This window comes from Salsuginibacillus halophilus, assembly GCF_003014715.1.
GTDB lineage: Bacteria > Bacillota > Bacilli > Bacillales > Marinococcaceae > Salsuginibacillus > Salsuginibacillus halophilus.
The window spans coordinates 240387-257963 of record NZ_PYAV01000004.1 but is presented as its reverse complement, the minus strand read 5'-3'; the positions used below and the strand labels follow the sequence as shown (position 1 = coordinate 257963).

The window sequence follows — 17577 nt, the reverse complement described above, 5'->3', positions numbered from 1 at the left end:
GATGGATCTGTTCTCCCGTCGGATTATCAGCTACCGGATCGATGATCACATGGAAGCCGGGCTGTCGTTAAATGCCCTCCGGGAGGCGATCGCCCGACGCCGCCCGGAGGAAGGATTTGTACACCATTCCGACCGCAGCTCTCAATATACTTCAAATGCGTACGTGAAGACGCTTGAGGAAGCCGGAGCCGTGATCAGTATGGGCCGGAAGGGCGACCCGTATGACAATGCCTGTATGGAAAGCTTTTTTGCGTCGCTTAAGAAAGAGTTTTTACACAAACGGACCTTTGCCACAAAAGAGGAAGCCTATGCGGCGGTTGACTTCTACATCCGCTTTTATAACCAGCATCGTATGCACTCCTCTCTGAATTACGTCAGCCCAATGGAGGCTGAAATGGCGTATACAAAGGCACATTCAGCGTACACCATAACCAAAGAAGCACACTCGGTATCGTAAGATCAGGGAGAAAGCGAAGAGCCCGGAGAGAGCCCCGTTTTTTGAGAAAATTAAGCAGCAGATTACGATTATAAATGTGCCAATCTGTGGCATATAGTGTCCACTTTATTGACAGGAGTCCAATCCCATCCATTATTATAGATTCAGGTTCTCTTTTGCTTGGAGACGGTCCATATTTCATAATTCCGGCCCCGGTTTGGCTAGGGTCCTCCCGTATCCCTTAAATGCTGTTCCAATTCTTCGTCATCACATGTACAGACGTTATATGGTATGACTAAGTAGCGCCCGTGTTAAAATTTCCACCCCATCTATCATCGCGTCACGATCAAATGTCATCTCCGGATGATGCAGACCTGGGGTTAAGCCGCAGCCAAGGCCGAGCATAGCGGCTTTGAGCTCAGGCTGCTTGATCGTGTAATTATGAAAGTCTTCGCCACCGCTTGATACAGCGACCGGGTGCAGCGCCTCATTTCCAAGCGTTTCGCGTATGGCTGCTGCCAGCTGCTCTTTCGCTTCTTCATGAATTTCCGCTGCCGGAATTGAAGCGCCGTATTCGAGCGTAATATTTGTGCCATAAGCTTCAGACACACCGCGAACACCCTTCTCAACACCGGCAATGAGCTCTTCCATCACTTCATTCGTCTGCGCCCGCACATCCAAAGAAAAGCGCGCCCGTCCCGGAATCACATTCTGGCTCTCGCCGCCTGCTTCAAAGCGGGTGAACTTGGCACTCGCCGGCACCATCGGATTTGTATGTATACTTTGCAGCCGCTGCACGAGGGCTACACCTACTTCCACGGCATTCACGCCGAGATGCGGCCGGGCACCGTGGGCATCTTCACCAGCGATCGTGCCATAAAGAAATTGAGCCGCCCCGTTTTGAATGGCGGGTGCGGCCTGACCCGCCGGCACTTCCGCCTCCGGGCGCAGATGCACACCATATAAATGTGTGATGTTTTCCACCGCGCCATCACGTACCATCAGCTTAGCACCCTCGCCTTTTTCTTCCGCAGGCTGAAAAATAAAGCGCACCGACATGGCCTCGCGCTCATGCCGTGCAAAGTACAGCATGGCAGCAATCCCCATCGTCATGTGGGCGTCGTGACCGCAGGAATGATTCGCCTGCATGACGCCGCTCGATTCCTGCCAAAGTGCATCCATATCGGTGCGGAGCGCGACTTCCGGAGGTTGGTCACCTACATCGACGATGATACCGTAATGACTGCTGAATGTTTGTGGCGTTAAACCTTCAGCCTCCGCCAGCTGGCAGATGTATGCCCTCGTCTTTTCCTCGTGAAAGCTGACTTCCGGGTGTTGATGTAAATGCGTGAATATGTCCATGATTTCATCTTTCATCGCTTGAATTTCAGCCTGCACAATCTCATCTCCTCTACGTTGATCTCTATTAATTATGTGAATATTGCGACAAGATGTCAACTGATCCGCGCGTCATGTGCGAACGCTCCCCGCGCCGCGCACGAATCGCTCCCTGCCGCGCATGAATCGCACCACGCCGCGCATAAATCGTTCCCTGCCGCGCATAAATCGCCCTGCGCCGCGCTCTAATCGCTCCTCTCCGCGCTCTAATCGCACCCTGCCGCGCTCAAATCGCCCCCTGCCGCGCATAATTCGCTCCCTGCCGCGCATAATTCGCTCCCTGCCGCGCTCTAATCGCTCCTCGCCGCGCTTAAATCGTTCCCTGCCGCGCATAAATCGCATCCTGCCGCGCTCTAATCGCCCCGCGCCGCGCATAAATCGTTCCTTGCCGCGCTCTAATCGCTCCCTGCCGCGCTCTAATCGCTCCCTGCCGCGCACGAATCGCATACTGCCGCGCATAAATCGTTCCCTGCCGCGCTCTAATCGCCCCCTGCCGCGCATAATTCGCTCCCTGCCGCGCTCTAATCGCCCCGCGCCGCGCATAAATCGTTCCCTGCCGCGCTCTAATCGCTCCCTGCCGCGCACGAATCGCATACTGCCGCGCATAAATCGACTCTATTTTCATCTTAATTTTCAAACGTTTGATCGTTTATAATCAAATTTGATTGAATTTGATTATTTTTGATTGATTTTGATTAATTAAGCGTTTACAATAAAGATAGTTTCATTGAAAAAATGAGGTGAAGCAATGCTGGGCATTGATCGTAAGCAAAAAATTATCGCGTACCTTGAGGAACACGAAGTCGCTTCGATACATGACTTAAGTGAATTGACCGGCGCTTCAGAATCGACGCTGCGCCGTGATTTAAGTGATTTAGAAAAGCAGTATGAAATTACCCGCGTGCATGGCGGTGCTTCACTCGCACGACCGCGCCGCGAAGAACCGACGCTGGCGGAAAAAATCGACCGTTCTTTGCCGGAGAAAAAAGCCGTAGCACAAGCTGCAGCTTCGCAGGTGAAAGAAGGCGAAACAATTTTTCTTGATGCCGGTTCGACAACCCTTGAGATGATCCCGTTTTTAGCTGGGAATTCAGTAACCGTGGTAACAAATGGTGTAACGCATGTCTCGCAATTAATTCAAGCAGGCATTCCGACGTACGTTACCGGCGGGCAGGCGAAAGCAACTACCGCTGCTCTTGTCGGTACAAAAGCAGTAGATACACTTAGCGGCTACTACTTTGACCGCTGCTTTATCGGCGCTAATAGTGTGGATATGACGGCCGGATATACGACACCTGACCCGGAAGAGTGTGCTGTGAAACAAACAGCGCTTACACAAGCAGCCAAAGCTTACGTCATTGCCGATGCATCAAAAATCGGCACGGTGTCGTTTGCAAAAATTGCGCCTTTGGCTGCGGCAGACTTTATTACCACAAACGATCTTGATCATGAAACTTTCAACGAACTCATCAAACAGACGAACGTAAAGGTGGCAGAAGGATGATTTATACAGTGACGCTTAACCCAGCCTTAGATTATATTGTCAGCCTTGATGCACTTACAACCGGCAGTGTTAACCGAGCGCACACCGAGCAGAAAGAACCCGGCGGCAAAGGGATTAATGTCTCGCGCATGCTGCACAACCTTGGTGAACAAAGCACAGCCCTCGGTTTTGCCGGAGGTTTTAGTGGCGACTGGCTCACGGATCGATTGACGCGTGAAGGCATACAGACAAGCTTCACCCCTATTGAAGATGACACGCGGATTAACGTGAAAGTGAAAGAGCAGAACGAAACTGAAATTAACGCCCCGTCCCCGGCCATTTCTGAAGCAGCCCAAGCGCAGCTTCAAGACCAATTAAGCCGGGTGACCACCGGAGACACGGTCGTTTTTGCCGGAAGCGTACCGCAGACCCTTCCGCAAAATATCTATGAAACGATGATTCTTGAAGCGAAATCCAAAGGTGCTTACATCTGCCTCGATGCAAGCGGCGAAGCGTTTCAGCACGGGCTAAAAGCTGTTCCTGATATGGCAAAGCCGAATCAGCACGAATTAGAAGAGTTATTTAACTGTGAAATCCGCAACATTTCAGATGCCGCACATTACGCTGAAAAACTGCAAACCACTTATGGCATCAATCATGTTCTCGTATCACTTGCAGGCGAAGGTGCCGTGCTCGTCACCCAGGATGGCGCGTTACATGCCCGGCCGCCGGCAGGTGCATTAGTGAATTCCGTCGGTGCCGGAGATTCATCAGTTGCAGGATTCCTCGCAGCCCAGCTTGCATCTGCTTCCGTCCACGGGACACTTGCTTACAGCGTTGCCTCCGGTTCTGCTACGGCGTTTTCAGATGGATTTGGTGCAAAGGCTGATGTAGAGAAACTTGCTGAAGAAGTTAAAATCACGGATTTATCCTAAAGAAAGGGGTTAGTCATATGAGAATTACAGAACTTCTCACTGCCGAGACGATTCAGCTGAACGCTGCGGCGGACACGAAGGAAGGTATGATTCAAGAGCTTGCCAATCAACTTGATCAAGCCGGTAAGCTGTCGGATCGAGAAACATTTGTCGAAGCCATCTTTGCCCGCGAAAATCAAAGCAGCACCGGGATGGGAGAAGGCGTTGCGATTCCCCACGCCAAAACTTCCGCTGTAAAAACACCGGCGATTGCTTTTGCCCGGTCCACCGAAGGCATTGATTTCCAATCACTCGATGGAGAACCGGTTCACTACTTTTTTATGATCGCCGCCGCAGAAGGCGCTAATGAAGATCATTTGCAAGCGCTGTCTCGACTGTCCACCCTGCTCATGGACCCTGAATTCCGCCAAGGCTTGACTGAAGCGCAAAACGCTGATGATGTCCTACGCATTGTCGAACAGAAAGAAAAAGAAAAACTGGATGAAGCGGACGTTACACCGCAGCAAACAAAGGGTGACCAAGGACCGCGACGGAAACTCGTGGCTGTAACCGGATGTCCGACCGGAATTGCGCACACGCATATGGCTGCTGATGCGCTGAAAGATAAAGCACGGGAACTCGGCATCGATATGAAAGTCCAAACGAATGGATCTGACGGCGTAAAAAACCGGCTCACCGCTGAAGATATCCAGGAAGCTGAAGCTGTTATTATCGCAGCTGACACTAAAGTGGATATGGCCGGCTTTCAAGGTAAACCTGTTCTGCAAAAAGGGGTAACGGACGGTATGCGCCGGCCCGGCGACTTAATTGAAGCAGCTTTAAACGGCGATGCCCCGATTTATGAAGGTACAGGAGAAGCTCAAAAGGCAGGAGAAGATGCAGAAGAAACCGGCGGGATGCGCGCTGTCGGCCAAGGATTTTACAAGCACTTAATGAATGGTGTCTCGCACATGCTTCCGTTTGTTGTCGGCGGCGGTATTTTAATCGCTCTTGCTTTTGCCCTCGACATTGATGCTGAAGGTCCAATTTCAAGTGCTTTAGATGCTATTGGCGGCGGCCACGCGTTTGAACTAATGGTTGCGATTCTTGCTGGTTTCATCGCCATGAGTATTGCCGATCGGCCGGGCCTTGCACCAGGGATGATCGCTGGTTATATGGCTCATACAGGGGACGCTGGTTTTCTCGGTGGTATTCTTGCCGGCTTTCTCGCAGGTTACGTCGTTGTATGGCTGAAACACGTATTCCGCAACTTGCCGAGTGTGCTTGACGGTTTGAAAACTGTCCTCTTTTATCCATTCTTCAGTATTTTAATCGTTGGCTTATTGATGCACTTTGTCATTATCGAACCAATTGCCGTACTTATGGCGAATCTTGAAGCGATGCTCGGCGGCATGACCGGCATGAACGCAGCCCTGCTCGGCTTAATACTCGGCGGGATGATGGCGGTTGACATGGGTGGTCCAATCAACAAGACCGCCTACGCATTTGGTATTGCCATGATTGATGCCGGCAGTTTCGGCCCGCAGGCAGCTATCATGGCCGGCGGAATGGTACCACCACTTGGCATTGCAATTGCAACAACATTTTTCCGATCCAAATTTACGAAAGAACAGCGCAGTGCTGGTGTAACAAACTACGTGATGGGTGCCTCCTTTATCACTGAAGGTGCCATCCCATTTGCTGCTGCTGACCCAGGACGCGTTATTCCATCCATTATCGTTGGCTCATCTATAGCCGGAGCTCTTGTTATGCTGTTAAACATTGGGCTGCAGGCACCGCACGGCGGCGTTTTTGTTGCATGGCTTGTTGATGGAAGCTTCTTAGCCTACATGGGTGCCATTCTTGCCGGGGCCGTTGTAACCGCCCTCATGCTCGGCTTCTGGAAAAAACGAGTAAATTAACTAAAAGCCCGAACCCGGTGGACCGGGTTCGGGCTTTATCAATGACGTTGTGCTTACATCACGCGCAATCCCCCCCTGCCGCGCATAAATCGCTACTCGCCGCGCATAATTCGCTACACGCCGCGCATAAATCTCCCCACGCCGCGCTCAAATCGCTCCTCGCCGCGCATAATTCGCCCCCTGCCGCGCACGAATCGCTCCTCGCCGCGCATCAAAAAGCCCAGCCGGGTTGCTCGGCTGGGCTTTTCTATTATTTCAATCCTCGTTCTTCTTTTCGCAGTTGTTGGAATTTCTTTGTTTCGTTGGCGACCACGCCTGAAAGGAGGAGGAGCGCCACTAAGTTCGGGAAGGCCATGAGACCGTTCATCACGTCGGCAAAGCCCCAAACAATATCCAAGCTTACGACCGCACCAACATAAAGCATGACAACGAAAGCAAGGCGGTACGCGAAAGACATTACTTTGTTATCTCCGACAAGGTATGTGAAACATTTCTCGCCGAAGTAAGACCAGCCGAGAATTGTTGAGAATACAAAGAATAAGAGAGCGACCGCAACGATCGTTCCGCCAACACCCGGCAAATAGTTTTCAAATGCTCTGGATGTAAGCTGGGCGGCACTATCGTGTTCCTGGGTGTACATGTGCCCCATAACGAGTGCCAAACCTGTCACTGTACACACAATAATGGTATCAATAAATACTTGGGTCATGGAGACGAGTGCCTGACGAGCCGGCACGTCGGTTTTTGCAGCAGCGGCTGCAATCCCGCCGGTACCAAGACCAGCTTCGTTGGAGAAAATTCCGCGGGCAACGCCCTGCTGAATTACAGCACCAACCGCACCACCAGCCATTGCCTGCCCGGTAAAGGCGTCTGTAAAGATATAAGCAAAAGCTTCAGGTACAAGTGGAAAATTAATAAAGACAATCGCAAGACCTGCAACAATATAAAGCACAACCATTGCGGGCACAATTGCACCGACAACTTTACCGATGCTGCGAATCCCGCCGAGAATCACTAAACCAACGAGGAGTGCAAGAACAGCTCCCGTCCATCCCGGGGTGATGCCAAAGTTTTCATAGGCAACACCTGCCGCTTCATTTGACTGTACCATGTTACCAATACCAAAGGCTGCAACGGAGGCAAAGAGTGCAAATAAGACAGCAAGCCATTTCCAGCCGAGTCCTTTTTCAATGTAGTACATCGGCCCACCGGACATTTCGCCTTTGGCATTCTCTGTCCGGTATTTCACCCCGAGAATCGCTTCGCTGTACTTCGTGGCCATCCCGACAAAGGCCGTAATCCACATCCAAAATACGGCACCCGGCCCACCTACAGCTACTGCTGAAGCAACGCCGGCGATATTACCGGTACCCACTGTCGCCGCAAGCGCGGTCATTAATGCCTGAAAATGACTAATGTCGCCCTCTTCGGTTTGGTCACGTTTTGAAAATACAAGCTTTAACGCATACGGCAGCTGTTTAAAGGAGAAAAACATCAACCTAAATGTTAAATAAAGACCTGTACCTACGAGCAAAATAATGAGCGGAAGCCCCCATACAACCCCGCTCACCGTATCAATAATACCTTGGATTGTTTCCTCCAACTTACTTCACCCCTTTGGCTTGTCATGTGAATATTTTATGAAACTTAGAATGAGAAAATTCTAACAAATTTGTCCGTGCTTGTCTATTACTTTAGAAAAATATTCATGTGAGCATTTTTTTCACGACCACCCGCACTTTAAAATAAAAATTTTTTCCGTGCAGGACTTTGTCATTTTTCAGCGAACCTTTACAAAGTACAAATAAAACGGCTGAAGGAGGGTCCCATGTTTCAAAAGCATTTACAAGAACCGCAGCATTTGCGGAAGCTGCAGGCACTCTGTCGGCGGACGCCGGAGACGCACCCGAGTTATGAACGGATTCATGCTGACTTGAAAGCGGCAGCTGCAGGGTATGCAGGAGAGCGGTTGTTAACTTATCCGCTGGAACGTTTTTCTAACCAGCTGCATATTTTTCAAGGCTTGCGTCTGCCTGTTGCAGCTCACCATTATGTGCAGATTGATCTATTACTTATCTCTGAGCAAGGCATGGCGATCGGTGAAGTGAAACATTGGCGGGGAGATATCCAACTCAATGATTGGTACGGACCGCTCTATCGCACATATTTTGATAAAACTGAGCTGCTTCCGAATCCACTGCTTCAAGTCGAAGAGCAGCGCGAAGGCCTGCTTGATTATTTCAACCGCCATTCGCTTTTACTTCCCGAGATCGAAACTTTCGTGATTTTTACGCACCGCGAGGCTCAACTTCGTTTACCTCCAACCACAAATTTGCCAAAAATCTTCTTGAAAGAACGTTTACCTCAAATGATCCGCCACCACTTCACATCATCTGAAACGCAACCTCTTCTGCATCCTCACCATTACACTAATCAAATTTTAACTGATCATAAGCCTTTACAAATTGATGTTTTACAAAAGTATCAAGTAAAGTGCGAGGACTTGTTGCCGGGTGTTCAATGTGCGTCATGCTGTAACTTAAGTATGTCGCGAACGCAAGGCGTGTGGCGTTGTCTGCACTGTCACACCTCTCAAGCAGATGCCCATGTCACAGCGCTTCGTGACTATCAACTGCTGCTCGGCTCTCATATCACAAATAAAGATGCTCGACACTTTCTCCAAGTACCATCGCGTCACGCTTGCCGGCGAATTCTGCTGCACACAGCGACACACGTGCAAACACCGTCTAAACGACCTTATTACCGCTTATTTTCATGATACAGTCGACCCCGGCCGTAGCCGGGGTCGTTCCACCAATCGATCCCCGCCGCGCATCAATCGATCCCTGCCGCGCATAAACCGCTCCCTGCCGCGCACGAATCGATCCCGGCCGCGCATAAATCGATCCCCGCCGCGCATAATTCGCTCACCTCCGCGCACCAATCGCTCCTCACCGCGCACCAATCGCTCACCGCCGCGCATAAACCTCTCCCTGCCGCGCATAAAAAAGCTCCGGCGCGGGGCCGGAGCTTCAGCTAGTTCTTTTTGTCGAAGAAGATGCCGTCAGGCGTGCCGGCATCATATGGATTTTTGTACTTACGTCCGGTGGTGCGGCGGTGCTTCGTCCAGTTATAGTCCGAGCGGAGCGCAAAACGTTTTTCGTTCATCTGCTGCTCAATCTCTTGATTCATACGAAACATTTCGCGAATGTAGCGCTGCTCGCGCGCTGTCGCTTCAGACACTTCGCCAACTTCGTCAAGCAGCCGCCGGCGGCGCTCGAGCAGAGTGTTCATGCGGACAATATATTTATCGCGCGCATCCAAATCTTCCGGCAAGGGGGTGCGTACATGGTTCCACAACTTTTTCGTGGCCATGTAAACATCTTTTACCTGCGTCACGATCAGCTCGCGCCTCCACCATATTTCCGTTGACGTTCGGCCTGGATCACTTGTTTCCACGTATTACGGAACTGGATCACCATCTGTTCTGCTTCTTCAAGAATGTCTTTATCATTTTTGATGTTGGCGCGGACGAGGCGGTTATTGATGTAATCATACAGGCGCATCATATTTTCGCTCGTTTCATCTTCAACTTTTAACGTTACCATCAGTTCTGAAACGATCGCCTGCGCTTTTTTCAAGGCTGTATTTCTGTCTTGTATCCGATTTTCATCCATTGCTGTTTTGGCCTGACTGATAAACTTTAAACAACCGTTGTACAACATTAATGTAAGCTCGCCGGGACTCGCGGTTTGAGCTGAATTCTGCTTGTATACGTTCTGCTGGTTTGCGCCGAGATTCATATTCGTTAGCGCCATAAACATTCACCATCCTGTAAGAAGTCAATCTTTTTGTATAAGCGTCATTTACTGCTACTATTTATATCGACAAGCTGAATGAATTCTTAAGTTGTAAACAAAATTATCGTGAAGAATCTACTACATCCACATACCCATCTGACTGTGAAACGCATTCATCTGCTGCTGTGCCTGCATCATTGCGCTTTCCATCGCGGTAAACGTGCTCCAGTACCGGTCCTCAGTGCGCTGCAGCCGCGTTTCCATCTGCTCCTGCCGGTCTTCCATCTGCTCAATGCCGCGCCCGATCGTAAACTGGTGGTTCATATTGCGACCGCGCATCCCGCCGGCACGCTGGGATATATTTTCGATCGCGCCGTCAAGCGACTCCCGCAGCCGGCGCCCCACTCCTTTTTCCGCCTCGGTATCGCCATTCGCTGCAAATAGTTGATACACCGCCTCTGGGTCTTTTTCTGCAGCTTCGCGGAAAGCAGCTTCGTCAAATTCTAACTTTCCCCGTTCCGTATAATCCCGGCTCGGAGTAATCCCGATATCTGAGAGCATACGGAAATCACTATCATGATCCATCTCCACCGGTGTGTAGATCGCCACCCGCATCTGCGTCATTGTGCTTTGAATCATCCGATCGTTGCGCAGCATGCCGACGCTGGATTTTTCTTCCCACAACTCAACTTCGTGGTCGGTCATTTCAGCCCGTTGATCATCTGTAAGCGGCATAAAGTCACGGTTTCTATCTTCCTGCAGGCGCTCGTTCACATCATCAAGAAGCTCATTATACATCTCAACGAAGTTTTCGACAGTTTCGGCAACGTGATCCGTATCCACTTCGCCTTCGAGCCGCACCGTCTCACCTGTAAACGTGTCATTTAAAGTAAGTTCTGCCTCCTGCAGTTCAAACGTATTGCTTTGACGCTCTGTTTCAATGCCGTTGATCGTAAAGCGAGCATTGGCCCCGCCTTGCAATCCTTCAAAGATGAGGCGGCCGTCGCTATCGGTACGCCCTACTTGCTCACCATCAACGACGATCGTTTCGCCTGCAATCAACTCACCTTCATCATCACGCAGCGTGCCGGCATAGCTTGTTTCCCCGGGCGGTGCCGCTTCAAATTGATGACCTGCTGATGAAGTGCCTCCTTCAAAATCCCAGGAAAGCTCATCATCTCCGTTCATCAGGAGGAGCCCTCCATTTTCATCCGTTTGCAAGGTGGTATGGCTAAGGCCGAACAAATCGTTAAAGAGCGCCCCTTCGAACTGAATGTCTTCGCCTGCACCGTTAAAGCTGCCGGTGTCTTCACGGGAAACGGAAAGCTGACCGGCAAAGGCATCGGAAAAAGCACTAATGCCAAGGTTACTGTCATTCAAACGTTCTAAAACATCATCAAGGGTATCATCAGCTGTAACCGCCATTTGTAACGTTTGGGCTTCACCGTCTTCGTTGTACGTTGTGATGCTTCCGGCGGCGTAGCTTTCGCGGAACTGTACTATCACTTCTTCTGTCGTTTCTGCACCGAGTTCAAGCTCCCCGGTTTCGGCATCAATAAACACTTCGTCTGCAGACAAGACTGCATCTGGATCTGTTACGACGGTGAGCGCTTCACCACCGTCGACAAATACTTCCGTCGCACCAGCATCAATCATACCCCGGTCAAGCTCGAGTGCGGTGCGGGGTTCATCTACCGGCGCAAAAATTTCTTCTTTATATTCAGCTGCTGCTTCAATCGATACATCACCGCTTACGTCGTCGGCAAAGGTTAATGTAAGCGCATCTCCATCCACTTCTGTAAGCACTTCACCTTCTTCCGGCACACCTTCTGTCACCACGTTAAACTGCTTCCCGTCTTGCGTCACCGTAAGTGCATCTATCGAATCTTCATCCCACACTTCTCCTTCGAAAATAACAGACCCGTTGTCAGCTGAGGCGGTGTCGCGCACGATATATCCTGTATCCCAAGCCTCTGCTCGACTCTCCCGCCAGCCATGCGTACCGAGCGCTTCGTCACGCTCAAGCCGCGCGCCGCTTTCTAAAAGTGACGCGTCACTTACAGCTACAGCCGCTCCCGCAAGCTGACTTACTTCAGTAATCGACGCACTTAAATCCGGCGTTCCCCGCTGTGCTTCTGCAGAGATCAGCTCATCGTTTGTTGAAGAAACAGCGCCGGCATTCATCTCGGAACGCATCATGACCGTATCAAACAACTCGTCGCGAAGGTCATCAAACTTTGTGTTCACTTCCCGGTACGCATCCACCTTCTGCTCTTCCCACAAAATGTCCTGTTCGAGACGGGTCACCGGTTCACGCTCGTACTGCATAATTTGACGAACTTGCGAATCAATGTCCATCCCGCTGGCAAAGCCTGTCATGCGCATATCCATCGCATTCACTTCCTCATTCATTTGATAACTTATCTATTATATATATCGTCTTAATGAATAGTTTTTTTATATTTTTGAATGATTTTTTTGCTTCAACTACACAGGTTACTTCGCTTTGCAAACAAAAAAGCCGGACGTCTGCCGCCCGGCTTTTTTGCTTATTTCATCATTTCATTTGCGCTACATTTGTCCACCCATCATGCCGCCCATCTGCGACATCATCTGCTGCTGCATCTGCTGGGCTTCAGCCATAGCCTGCTCCATTGCGCTGAACTGGTCCCAGTAGCGTTCTTCTGTACGCTGCATCCGCTCTTCAAAATTAGCGATCTGCTCACTTTGACGCTCCATATCCTGACCGAGGCGGAAGTTTTCATTCGTCACTGTAAATTCATTGCCGGCACGTTCAGCAATCTGATCTTCAGTCGCTGAAATGTGATCACGGAGCTGGTTTGCAACACCTTCACCACCGTTGTCTCCGCCGTCACTGTTAAACAACTGATATACAGCTTCAGGATCGTCTTCTACAGCACTGCGCAGCTGGTCTTCGTCAACTTCAAGCTCACCATTACGCTCCATATAATCCGAACTTGTTGTGATACCAATCTCAAATAAATAGGAAATGTCCGTGTTTTCACCGGTATCAATTTCACTATACAACGATTCACGCATCCGGTTAACGCCGCTAGATAAAATATCATCATTGCGAAGCAGACCACTGTTCGCCTGCTCATCCCATAGTTCAATTTCGTGTTCTGTCATTTCCCCGCGCTGGTCATCTGTGAGCGGTGCATAATCCCGGTTGTAATCTTCATTCAGTCTATCATTCACTGTGCTGACTAAGTCATTGTAACCATCCACAAACGACATCACTTCTTCAACCATGGCATCGGTATCCGTATTTACACCGAGGCTGACCGGCCCTTCGTCTTCATAGCTGAACGTGTTGTTTAGTGACACTTCTACACCGTTTTCTTCAAATTGATTGTCACGGCGTTCCGTATCAATGCCATCTACTGTGAATTCTGCATTTGTCGCTTCCTGACGGTTTTCATCAGCGATATCTGTTAAGTTGAATTCTTCCATTAATGCACCATCAAATATCATTTCCTGCCCGTCCTCGTTGCGCGCGCCAGTCTCATCACGTGTTACTGACATCTCACCAGTAAAGTTATCATAAAACATTGTCACCCCGGCCTCGGAGTTATTAATATCTTCGATCACATCATTTAAACTGTCGGCAGCGTCCGCCTCAAATGTTTCCACTTGGGCTTCGCCATCATCATTAAACGTTGTAACATTAAAGGCTGCTGCATTATATTCATAATCAAACGTAACATCTTCATTAACATTGTCGCCAAAGGCTACTGCTCCTGTTTCTGTATCTACAACGATATCATCTGCACCAGGTTCTGCATCGCCGTCGGTAATTAAATTATAACCATCTGAACCAACAATACTCACATTCTCAATATCCCCGTACGCCAGCGACTTCTCTCCATCTTCATCAGGGTTTAACGTTTCTTCGTTTGTGCCCCCGTCTTCCATCGCTCCGAAGTCAATATAATCTCCCAAGGCTGCTGTCGGATCAAAGTCTTCATCAGCATTCTGAATAAAGTCAGGCGCTGCTGTTACAGTTTCTGAAGATGCGAGGCTTCGAACTTCTTCAATCCGCATTGTACGGTCATCAACGTCTGCTGATGCACTTGCGGAAACAAGATCTTCATTTGTACTCTGTACATCTTTTGGGGTCATATTGCTGCGCCGGGTGACGCCTTCAAAAAGTTGATCGTCAAACTCGCTGAACTTCGTGTTCATTTCCCGGTATTGATCGACTTTCATCTCTTTTTCAATTAAATCCGATTCCATATCCTGCAGCGGCATACGTTCGGCTTCCATAATCTCCCGCACTTGACCGTCGATGTCCATACCACTTGCAAATCCGCTCATCCGCATTTGTGTATCCATAAAGTATGCCCTCCTCGAGCGTAATTGTACCGTTTATTGATCCTGCCGCCTTCAAGTAAACAAAAAAAGACAAGCTTGCGGCTCGTCTTTTTTTGTTTCAGGAGCTTAAACTGACTTATCAACGAGCAACCCGACATTTTCAAGCATGGCTGCCTGCATGTCGAGAAACTTCTCCGGCGGAACTTCACGGACCACTTCTTCGGAGCTGCGTTCTACGACTTGAACGTACGTACGCTCAAGGTCATCATGCATCTCGAATTTTAAGTCCGTGAAATTCGCTTCTAAGAAGCCATTCATCCCATCGACTTTATCTTGCAGCTCTTCACGATCAACAGCCTGCTCCTTACCTTCGCGAACAGTTTCGCGAATTTGGGCAGCCATTGTATCCTGCTGTTTCGGCGGTTCTTCGGCCGACTGCTGCTTTGTCTTTGATGCCGTCGTCTGGTTGCTCGGAAGACTGATGGATTCACTGACGTTCATCTCCATTCACACTCCCTTCCCTATGGACGGTGGATCACTCCTATTATTGATATCGGCAACTTTCAATAATCTTTTAGTTTAAGTTTGAATATTTTTATTTATCCCAGGAAGAACGAGCATTGAAAGAACCATTTTTAATAAAATAAGTGATGCGGCTCACAGAGATCCCGGTCTCATTCGCAATCTGCATTGCATTCGCATTCGGGTTAAGACGCAAATAAGCTCTGATTTTTTGATAGTCATGCTGATCTTTTGTCATACAGTCTTCACAGTAGTTCAACTCACCGGTTGACGGTTTCATGCCACAAGATTTGCAAGTTGTTTGTTTTTGATTAATATCATTCATAATACGGCCCTCCGACCTAGTTTGCTAACGCATCATTTTTTCTTATTTTATCACACTAACCGTTCAAAAGAAGTACATTCAGAAAAGTTTATATCCACCATTAGGTCTATAGACATAAAAAACACCCTTGAGTAAAGGGTGTTACAGCGTGTAGATAAATTTTAAACAAAGCGGAGGCTACTTGGCAGCAACGCCGCTTTCACTCGTCAGCTTTGCGTCATTTGATGATCATAAATTGTAGAGATCCTTTTGATCAAGCTATATCTACATGAACACGTTTCATGATGATGCTTCATGAACGATCCAGCGAACCATATGCATTAGGAAGTAACCGAAACGAAAGACGGCGACTCCCAGAGGATCAAGCGCAGGCTGAAGATCCACTTGTTCGATTGAGAATCAAATCGAACAAGTTAGCTGAAGTCAAGCCCTCGGGAAAGCGTCCGTCGATAGTGTTGGTTACGTTTATGATTCGGTTTTAAGGGCAGCCCTTGACATCCGGCACACTACAAATCATCTTTCACTTGGCTTTTTGTACCCTGCCAGTCACTTTTCAACTTCTTCTTTTTCCCTTCCCGCTCCATTTCTTTATTGTCAAAGGCGTTGCCGATTTGTTCTTTCGTTTCACCCTTTGCTTTGTTCACCTTACTTTTGATCTTATCGCTCCATTCATGATTACCGCCCATGGTGCTCACCTCACTTTGGAATTTTGGGGGTCTATTCCACAGTAAAAAGTGAATTCAAACATAAAAAACAGGGAGACATTGAAGCATCTCCCTGTCCGCGGCGGCGTTAAACAGTTACATCAATGTTTCCGCCTTTGCCAGGTTCAGCTGCCTGCTGTACCTGCTTTGCAGCCGCGTCACCTTTTTGCATTTCATCAAGCAGATCAATTTGACGCTCCCCTTGATCCATCGCTTTGTCCATCAGCTGCAGACTGCTCTGCTGCTTCACCTGCATTTGGCTCGCAAGTGTTGCATGGGCTGCAATATCCAAAAGACCACCCCCTTTCTACAAGGTATACGCTACGGTGATACTTCTGTTGTTAACGCGTCATATATCATGTCGCGCCAGGCGTTCAGACGCGGAAGCAGCGTAAACTGCATCACTTCCTTCGCCGAACCGTACGTTTCAGCCTGAAGTGCATCAGCAACATGCGATAACGCTGCATCAACGCGCTCACCTTCTTCTACGATTTGCGCAGCATCAAACACCTGCGGGTCGATTTGGCCAAGCGCGCTCTGCACCGCCTGCAGGGCACGGCTTACATCCTCAAGCAGCGGCACACTATGCTCTGGCGTCTCACTGTCGAGCAGCTTTTTGGCGTGCTCGGCACCTTCTTTAATTGTATCCGACAAATCAAGCGACTTTTGCAGCACGTCGCGCAGTTCTTCCTCCATGCGAGGCCTCCTAACATCTGTATACCTCATTGATAATTCATTCCTTAATTATATCGACACGTGTTGAAAAATTTAAAGAGAGACGCACTGGTTGATTGATCTGTCGATTCACTGATCGCGCACTCTGTCACAGTTACCGCGCACTTCGTCACAATTATCGCGCACTCTGTCACACTCTTCGCGCACTAACCACTCTCCCAACATTGAAACCTAAAAACCGCCGGCATACAGTGAGCAGGCCGGCGGTTTACATATACAGTTTATTGATGTTCGTAAGCTTCGTGCGGTGTGTCGGTCACGAGCATGCAGCCGGGGTCGTGGGTAATGGCTGTTCTCAGGCCAGCGTTTAAGAGTGCCTGCTGCGGCGTAACCCCGCATGCCCAAAATACCGGGACTTCACCTGGATTTAAGCTAACTGCGTCGCCGTAGTCCGGCGCGGCAAGATCGTTTATACCGAGCGCAGCCGGGTCGCCGGCGTGGACAGGTGCCCCGTGCACGGATGGGTAGCGGGCGGTAATCTGCTCTGCCTTTGCGACCCTATTCGCCATCATCGGCCGCATCGACACAACAAGCGGTCCGGAAAAAGGCGCAACTGCTTCTGTCGCAACATTTGTGACATACATCGGCACGTTGCGTTTTTCCTCCACATGCCGAAGCGGCAGGCCGGCAGCTTCAAGCGCCGCTTCAAACGTGAAGCTGCAGCCGATTAAAAAGCCGGTCATCGTGTCATCCCAAATCGAAGTGACGTCTTGATAGAGCGTGTAGCTTCCATCCGGCGCATACACGCGGTAACGCGGCACATCCGTTCTCACATCGGCATCTGGTGCAAGGAGAGAATGATAAGCCCCCGGCGGCAGTTCATCGAGCACCGGGCATGACTTTGGGTTGAACTCTGTAAAGCGGCGGAAGGCGTCTGCGTTTTCATTTGGCACAACGACGAGGTTCGTTTGAATGTAACCATCACAGACGCCGGCGCTTGAGCCTTGCCAGCCGCCATTTCGTACGAGCATCCGAAAGGTACTCGGGTCATGCATATGCATCA

The 17577-nt window shown here is 49.6% G+C and carries 20 protein-coding genes; 5 read left to right on the top strand and 15 right to left on the bottom strand.

All coding sequences use genetic code 11. From position 1 onward, the window contains the following. A partial coding sequence (locus B0H94_RS05135) for an IS3 family transposase (protein WP_106588184.1) occupies positions 1-457 on the top strand: 457 nt, incomplete at its 5' end. A 261-nt stretch (positions 458-718) separates the two neighbouring features. Here the strand turns inward: B0H94_RS05135 and B0H94_RS05130 are convergent. The 3 genes from B0H94_RS05130 to B0H94_RS14995 form a co-directional block, all read right to left on the bottom strand. After that, a complete protein-coding gene (locus tag B0H94_RS05130; protein WP_106588183.1) occupies positions 719-1834 on the bottom strand; it encodes an amidohydrolase in 1116 nt (371 codons plus the stop codon). A gap of 72 nt (positions 1835-1906) precedes the next feature. Then, positions 1907-2167 (bottom strand): hypothetical protein, encoded by a 261-nt coding sequence (locus B0H94_RS05125; protein ID WP_146139923.1) that lies wholly within the window; start codon positions 2165-2167, stop codon positions 1907-1909. Beyond that, positions 2145-2471, bottom strand: a complete 327-nt coding sequence (locus B0H94_RS14995; RefSeq protein ID WP_146139922.1) for a hypothetical protein — start codon at positions 2469-2471, stop codon at positions 2145-2147. The genes B0H94_RS05125 and B0H94_RS14995 overlap by 23 nt, the downstream gene beginning before the upstream one ends. Positions 2472-2582: 111 nt before the next feature. Between B0H94_RS14995 and B0H94_RS05120 the strand changes: the two genes are divergently transcribed. The 3 genes from B0H94_RS05120 to B0H94_RS05110 are packed head-to-tail and all read left to right on the top strand — an operon-like array spanning position 2583 to position 6153. Next, positions 2583-3338, top strand: coding sequence for a DeoR/GlpR family DNA-binding transcription regulator (locus B0H94_RS05120; protein WP_106588181.1), 756 nt, complete (start codon positions 2583-2585; stop codon positions 3336-3338). Then, positions 3335-4252 (top strand): 1-phosphofructokinase, encoded by a 918-nt coding sequence (pfkB, locus tag B0H94_RS05115; RefSeq protein ID WP_106588180.1) that lies wholly within the window; start codon positions 3335-3337, stop codon positions 4250-4252. The genes B0H94_RS05120 and pfkB overlap by 4 nt, the downstream gene beginning before the upstream one ends. A 17-nt stretch (positions 4253-4269) precedes the next feature. After that, on the top strand, positions 4270-6153 hold the full coding sequence (locus B0H94_RS05110) for a PTS fructose transporter subunit IIABC (protein WP_106588179.1): 1884 nt from the start codon (positions 4270-4272) through the stop codon (positions 6151-6153). Positions 6154-6403: 250 nt separating this feature from the next. On the opposite strand, the gene B0H94_RS05105 is transcribed toward B0H94_RS05110, so the two are convergent. Further along, positions 6404-7756, bottom strand: coding sequence for an alanine/glycine:cation symporter family protein (locus B0H94_RS05105; RefSeq protein WP_106588178.1), 1353 nt, complete (start codon positions 7754-7756; stop codon positions 6404-6406). A gap of 225 nt (positions 7757-7981) precedes the next feature. Between B0H94_RS05105 and B0H94_RS05100 the strand changes: the two genes are divergently transcribed. Further along, entirely contained in the window at positions 7982-8932 is a 951-nt protein-coding gene (locus tag B0H94_RS05100) for a nuclease-related domain-containing protein (protein ID WP_106588177.1), read from the top strand. Here B0H94_RS05100 and B0H94_RS05095 read toward each other — a convergent pair. The 11 genes from B0H94_RS05095 to B0H94_RS05045 all read right to left on the bottom strand — a co-directional run bounded on the left by B0H94_RS05095 (position 8927) and on the right by B0H94_RS05045 (position 17575). Continuing rightward, entirely contained in the window at positions 8927-9157 is a 231-nt protein-coding gene (locus B0H94_RS05095) for a hypothetical protein (protein WP_146139921.1), read from the bottom strand. The two genes, B0H94_RS05100 and B0H94_RS05095, sit on opposite strands and share 6 nt — an antisense overlap. A 32-nt stretch (positions 9158-9189) precedes the next feature. Then, positions 9190-9552: a flagellar protein FliT gene (gene fliT, locus B0H94_RS05090; RefSeq protein ID WP_106588175.1), complete on the bottom strand. Its 363-nt coding sequence runs from the start codon at positions 9550-9552 to the stop codon at positions 9190-9192. Between the two features lie 2 nt (positions 9553-9554). After that, positions 9555-9971 carry a flagellar export chaperone FliS gene (gene fliS, locus B0H94_RS05085; RefSeq protein WP_106588174.1) on the bottom strand — a complete coding sequence of 139 codons (417 nt, stop codon included), beginning with the start codon at positions 9969-9971 and terminating at the stop codon, positions 9555-9557. A gap of 120 nt (positions 9972-10091) precedes the next feature. After that, on the bottom strand, positions 10092-12344 hold the full coding sequence (fliD, locus tag B0H94_RS05080) for a flagellar filament capping protein FliD (protein ID WP_181315271.1): 2253 nt from the start codon (positions 12342-12344) through the stop codon (positions 10092-10094). 180 nt (positions 12345-12524) lie between these two features. Beyond that, entirely contained in the window at positions 12525-14309 is a 1785-nt protein-coding gene (gene fliD / locus B0H94_RS05075; RefSeq protein WP_106588172.1) for a flagellar filament capping protein FliD, read from the bottom strand. Positions 14310-14414: 105 nt separating this feature from the next. Continuing rightward, positions 14415-14795, bottom strand: a complete 381-nt coding sequence (locus B0H94_RS05070; RefSeq protein WP_106588171.1) for a flagellar protein FlaG — start codon at positions 14793-14795, stop codon at positions 14415-14417. 88 nt (positions 14796-14883) lie between these two features. Next, entirely contained in the window at positions 14884-15135 is a 252-nt protein-coding gene (locus B0H94_RS05065; protein WP_106588170.1) for a hypothetical protein, read from the bottom strand. Positions 15136-15641: 506 nt separating this feature from the next. Continuing rightward, the gene (locus B0H94_RS05060) at positions 15642-15821 is read right to left on the bottom strand and encodes a CsbD family protein (RefSeq protein ID WP_106588169.1); all 180 of its coding nucleotides are present in this window, start codon (positions 15819-15821) and stop codon (positions 15642-15644) included. Positions 15822-15927: 106 nt separating this feature from the next. Further along, positions 15928-16131 (bottom strand): YjfB family protein, encoded by a 204-nt coding sequence (locus tag B0H94_RS05055; RefSeq protein WP_106588168.1) that lies wholly within the window; start codon positions 16129-16131, stop codon positions 15928-15930. A gap of 29 nt (positions 16132-16160) precedes the next feature. After that, positions 16161-16535: a DUF8042 domain-containing protein gene (locus B0H94_RS05050; RefSeq protein WP_106588167.1), complete on the bottom strand. Its 375-nt coding sequence runs from the start codon at positions 16533-16535 to the stop codon at positions 16161-16163. Positions 16536-16795: 260 nt separating this feature from the next. Further along, positions 16796-17575, bottom strand: a complete 780-nt coding sequence (locus B0H94_RS05045; RefSeq protein WP_106588166.1) for a putative hydro-lyase — start codon at positions 17573-17575, stop codon at positions 16796-16798. Positions 17576-17577: the final 2 nt, after the last annotated feature.